Below are 4,872 nucleotides of genomic sequence, written 5' to 3'. Positions count from 1 at the left end.
GAGGCATGCCCGTGCGGGCGTGGGTTCGCCGGGTGGTGACTGCGCAGCGAATCCGAGCAGGCGGACCCAACGGGGACGCGGTTGAGGGCATACGTAGTGGCTAGGCGCCGCGCGGTCCGACCAGGGCTCACACCCACTCGGCCAGGTTGTCCGCGCCTGCCGACGACTCCACCCGATCCGGCACGGTGTGACGACCAGATGCTCGACGAGCAGCCGTTGCGCGGGCGCGTACCAATACGCGACCCGCGCACCTGCGGCACCAGCCCGACCCTGGTAACCTCTTTCACATGGATACCTGCATTGCGCAGGTATTCCCCCCCTCGGACACCAGTCGTGGTGTTATCCCGCGAATCACGTGAAGTCTCACGCGTCCGTGGTCGTTGCTCTGTGTCCTGATCGGTCGGTGTGGTTCGGCTGCGTGGCGATGTTCGCGCTCGGTCTGGGCATCGTGCAGACTGTCAACCAGGCCAACCTGGTCGCTGTCCGACGTGCGCCACTCGCCGGGCCGCGATCAAGATCTACTACCCGCTGGCTGGCGCCGTACGTCGCTGTCCTCTATGCGCCGATTGGCGAGGAGGCGCGGTCCAGCGTGTCGTGGTGAGCCTGGGAGTCGCTCACCGGACCGGGACCGCGGCCCTCGTGGACCTGAATCGCGTGAAGCTGGTGGTCGTTACCGGCGGTCGGTGTCGCGCCGTTGCGGCGCGGCTGCTCGTCGTCCGAGGCGACCCTATGGCGCTGCACCGGTGGTCGCGGATCTGCTCGCCTACATCGGGGCGTAACCAGCCGGCGTGCGGGATTGGCGTGCTTTGCCAGTATTCTGGCGGGGAACGTCGTTGTCTGGCCCGCCTGTCGGGCCCAGCATTCACCGCATGCGTTTCATGACATGGTTCGTGCGGATCGCGGGTGTCTACAACGCCGCGGCGATCGTGGTTTTTCTGACTCCTGGGGTGCCCGAGGCGGTTGGTCTGCGGATGCCGGAGGCCGAGTTCTGGGTGTGGCTGCCGGCGCTGGTCGGGTTGTTCGCCGGCATCGTGCTGGTGCTTTCGTCGGTGGATCTGCGACGGTTCGGGGCGTTTCCGTACTGGAACGGCATCATCCGGCTGGTCTTCGTGTTGGCGGTGTTCACGCTGGACCTGTCCGAGGAGGCCGGCCCGTTCGTGGTGGTCCTGGCGCTCGGTGATGTGCCGCTCGCCCTGGCCACGATCTTCGGCCTGCCGCACGTGCTGCGCTGCGGCCACGGTGAGTTGCTGCGCAACCGGTTGCACCTGGTCGGGTCGGTCGCATGAGCCGGCTGGTCGACCTGCGGTTCGGCTTCGCCCTGGTGGCCGTGGTCGAGGCGGTCTACGCGTTGATCGGGCTGCTCCCGCCGAGCGTGATCGCCGAGGTCACCGGCTGGAACATCAACCCGGACGGGCAGTGGGTGGTCAAGCTCCTCGCGGTGGCGCTGGCCAGCCAGGCGTTGGTGGCCTGGGTGCTGCGGCATCGCCCGCACCGGGGCGTCGCCGCAGGCCTGGCGTTCTACCAACTGGGGAGCGCGACCGTGGACTGGCTGGTGTGGCTTACCATTCCAGGCGTCTTCGCCACCACCCAGGCGAAGGCCGGGGTCCTCGTGGCGATCCCGACCCACTACCTGATCGGGCTCCTGCTCATCCTGGGAATCCGCGCAAGCCGACGTTATGACACCACCCACCAGATGTAAGGTCCCGGTCGGGCTGGAAGGCGCGCTGCGGGCCTGCGGAGTAGCACCCGGTGACGTGCTGGCGCTCGCCGGCCTACCCCCGGACCTGCTCGCCGGACCCGGCGCCGCGCTGCCGGTCGGCGCCTACTTCGAACTGTGGCGGGCGATCCGGAAGGTCAGCGACGACCCCGGCATCGGGATCGCGCTGGCCCGCGCGGTCCGCACCGACCTCACCGAACCGTACTTCCTGGCCGTGTTCAGCTGCGCCACGCTCGGCGCCGCGGTCGAGGTCATTGCCCGGTACAAGCGCATCCTCAGCCCCGAGGACGTCGAGGCGAGCATCGACCGGGCCAGCGGGGAAGCGACGATCACCTACCGCTGGCCCGGCGGCGCGGGACCCCCGCCCCAGGCACTCGTCGACGCGGAACTGGCGTTCCTGACCGAACTGGCCCGGCGGGTCGCCTTCGACGCACCACTGCGGATCGAACTGGCCACACCGGTGCTGGACACCCCCAGCGGCCACGCCGCGTACTACGCCTGCCCGATCCGGCTCGGCGCACCGCACAACACAGTCGTGCTCGCCAGCACCGACCTCGAACGCCCACTCGGCACCCACAATCCGGCACTGCTGCGGGCACTGCTCCCCTACCTTCGGGCCAACACCCCGACAGCGCCCGACACCGACATCGAACGGGTGCGCTCAGCGATCACCCAACGACTCCCCGCCGGGACGCGGCCCACCGTCGACACGGTGGCCCGCGACATGGCGATGAGCGGCCGTTCCCTGCAGCGGCTGCTTCGCGAGCACGGCACCTCCTTCCGCGACCTGCTCGACGAGATACGCCACGACCACGCCCGGGCATATCTCGGTACCACCTCGTTCAGCGACGCCGAAATCGCCTTCCTCCTCGGATTCGGCGACCCGGCCTCGTTCTACCGCGCATTCCGGGCATGGACAGGCATGTCCCCCGGCCGCTACCGCCAACAGGACCCACAACCCGGAACTGCCAGCATCAACCCTCGGTGACGACGGTTTGGTCCGGCCGAGACCGGTCACGATGGTCCAGCCGCGGTCACGCAGGTCACGGTCCAGGACACCCCGGTCGGAGCGGGTCACCTCACTGAGACGGCAGGAGACTTCCACCGCCAGCCGAGGAGAACGCCACACCACGCCCCCGGTCCCGATCGCGACAATGTCAATGGACCTGACCGCGACCGGATGCTGGCCGTGGGCGGTAGCAGCGTGGCGAGCAAGGTGGAGTTGTTCGCGGCAATCCGGCGTGACTCGAGAATCGACCGATTGTCGATTCGGCCCTGGCGCGCAAATACCGGGTGCACCGGCGCACGGTGCGGCAGGCGCTGTCGTCGGCCTGGCCGCGCCGCGCACGAAGCCGCCGCCGCGCAAGTCCCCGGCTGGATCCGTTCAAAACGGCCATCGACGCGATGCTACGCACAGATCTGGACGCCCCTCGGTCCCGAGGGCGTCATCGTCGGACTCGCCGAGCAGGCCGGCTGAAGGAACAGCCGCTTGCGCCCGTGGCGGTCGCCGAGTTATCGATTCGCCCCGATTGGGTCTTGGACACCGACATCTGCCCGGTGTTGCCTGAGGGGGTGACGGATTCGGTCGAGCTGCCGCCCGGATGGGTGCTGATCGCCCGCGTCCCGACAATCCCGATCGTTCGCCCGCCGCGGATCAACCGGACCGACCGGGAGTTCACCATCACCATGGAGGACCTGGACACTCACCGCTGGGACTGGAAAGCGTTGCGGGCTCCGTCCACGAAACACGTCGCCGCCGACTTGCACTGCGCGGCCGGCTGGTCGGGTGTTCGCCGCGGTGCGGACCATCGCCCGTTACGCGCTGAGCCACTCCTCCGGCGGTTGCAGCACGCCACGGCCGCGATGGTCACCGGCCAGTTCACCCAACCCCGCGCGATCGCCGACCTGGTGGTCTTTCTGGCCAGCGACCGGGCCGGCAACCTCACCGGGCGCCGACGTCACCATCGACGGCGTCTGATCACCACCACCTGAAATCGGAAAGGAACACTGTCATGCCCCGTGTCACCGTCGGCGAGGAGAACGGCTCCCCCATCGAGCTGCACTACGAAGATCACGGCAGCGGGCAGCCGGTGGTGCTCATCCACGGCTGGCCGCTGTCCGGCCGGTCCTGGGAGCAGCAGGTCCCGGCGCTGGTCGAGGACGGCTACCGGGTCATCACCTACGACCGGCGCGGCTTCGGCGCATCCTCGCAGCCCTGGGTCGGCTACGACTACGACACCTTCGCCGCCGACCTGAACACCCTGCTCGAGCACCTGGACCTGACCGGTGTCACGCTGGTCGGGTTCTCCATGGGCGGCGGCGAGGTCGCCCGCTATGTCGGCACCTACGGCGCCGAGCGGATCGCCAAGGCCGTGTTCGCCGCCGCCGTGCCGCCTTACCTGTTCAAGACCGACGACAACCCTGACGGCGGCCTGGACCAGGCCACCCTCACCGCCTTCCACGATGGGATCCGCGCCGATCGGATCGCCTTCGTCGACGCGTTCGTCACCAACTTCTTCGCCGTCGGCCAGCGCACCGACCTGGTCAGCCAACCCCTACGGGCCTACAACGCGGCGATCGCGGCCGCCGCCTCCCCGAAAGGCACCCTGGACTGCACCACCGCGTTCGCCACCACCGACTTCCGCGACGACCTGGTCGCGTTCACCATCCCCACCCTGGTCATCCACGGCGACTCCGACGCCATCGTCCCCTTCGAAGTCAGCGGCAAACGCACCGCCGAAGCCATCCCCGACAGCAAACTCGTCCTCATCCCCGACGCCCCGCACGGCCTCAACGTCACCCACGCGGGCACCTTCAACGCCGAACTCCTCACCTTCCTGCGGTCCTAGACAACGGTGTCGCCATGCCCGATCTCGGCAGCCTCGTCGCGGAAGGTCCGCCGGTCGCTCGGCGACCGGCTCGACCCTGCCTACCGACAAGGCTGCTAGGTAGCTGAGCACGCGGGTCATGCAGCCGGACAGATGCTCAGGTCGAAACGCGGTCCGGCACGCTGACCTGCGCACCGTGCTGGTGGCGTTGGCGGCCAACGCGTTGATCGCGGTGGCCAAGTCGGTGGCGGCGGTGATCACGACCTCGGCGTCGCTGACGGCGGAGGCGGCGCACTCCTGGGCCGATGCCGGCGACCAGGTCTTCCT

At 68.9% G+C, this 4,872-nt stretch carries 6 protein-coding genes and 1 pseudogene; all 7 read left to right on the top strand.

Going from position 1 to position 4,872, the window contains the following annotated elements:
* Positions 1-418: 418 nt before the first annotated feature.
* Entirely contained in the window at positions 419-601 is a 183-nt protein-coding gene (locus VFV67_RS23365) for a hypothetical protein (protein ID WP_326472757.1), read from the top strand.
* A gap of 268 nt (positions 602-869) precedes the next feature.
* Complete coding sequence (locus tag VFV67_RS23360; protein WP_326472756.1) at positions 870-1,286, top strand: hypothetical protein; 417 nt, start codon at positions 870-872, stop codon at positions 1,284-1,286.
* Positions 1,283-1,699 (top strand): hypothetical protein, encoded by a 417-nt coding sequence (locus VFV67_RS23355; protein ID WP_326472755.1) that lies wholly within the window; start codon positions 1,283-1,285, stop codon positions 1,697-1,699. Before VFV67_RS23360 ends, VFV67_RS23355 begins: the two co-directional genes overlap by 4 nt.
* On the top strand, positions 1,677-2,705 hold the full coding sequence (locus tag VFV67_RS23350) for an AraC family transcriptional regulator (protein WP_326472754.1): 1,029 nt from the start codon (positions 1,677-1,679) through the stop codon (positions 2,703-2,705). Before VFV67_RS23355 ends, VFV67_RS23350 begins: the two co-directional genes overlap by 23 nt.
* A gap of 509 nt (positions 2,706-3,214) precedes the next feature.
* A complete protein-coding gene (locus VFV67_RS23345) occupies positions 3,215-3,709 on the top strand; it encodes a hypothetical protein (RefSeq protein ID WP_326472753.1) in 495 nt (164 codons plus the stop codon).
* A gap of 20 nt (positions 3,710-3,729) precedes the next feature.
* Entirely contained in the window at positions 3,730-4,566 is an 837-nt protein-coding gene (locus VFV67_RS23340; protein ID WP_326472752.1) for an alpha/beta hydrolase, read from the top strand.
* Positions 4,567-4,684: 118 nt separating this feature from the next.
* Positions 4,685-4,872, top strand: a pseudogene (locus VFV67_RS23335) (hypothetical protein); the annotation flags it as partial.

The sequence above is a fragment of the Actinophytocola sp. genome, from assembly GCF_035762905.1.
GTDB lineage: Bacteria > Actinomycetota > Actinomycetes > Mycobacteriales > Pseudonocardiaceae > DASYTH01.
The sequence above is the reverse complement of the archived record's forward strand: the minus strand, read 5'-3'. Positions and strand labels throughout refer to the sequence as shown.

Excerpts from the sequence above, each read along its gene's own strand:
- VFV67_RS23340 (WP_326472752.1), top strand. The coding sequence starts at position 3,730 with ATGCCCCGTGTCACCGTCGGCGAGGAGAACGGCTCCCCCATCGAGCTG.
- VFV67_RS23360 (WP_326472756.1), top strand. The coding sequence starts at position 870 with ATGCGTTTCATGACATGGTTCGTGCGGATCGCGGGTGTCTACAACGCC.
- VFV67_RS23355 (WP_326472755.1), top strand. The coding sequence starts at position 1,283 with ATGAGCCGGCTGGTCGACCTGCGGTTCGGCTTCGCCCTGGTGGCCGTG.
- VFV67_RS23350 (WP_326472754.1), top strand. The coding sequence starts at position 1,677 with ATGACACCACCCACCAGATGTAAGGTCCCGGTCGGGCTGGAAGGCGCG.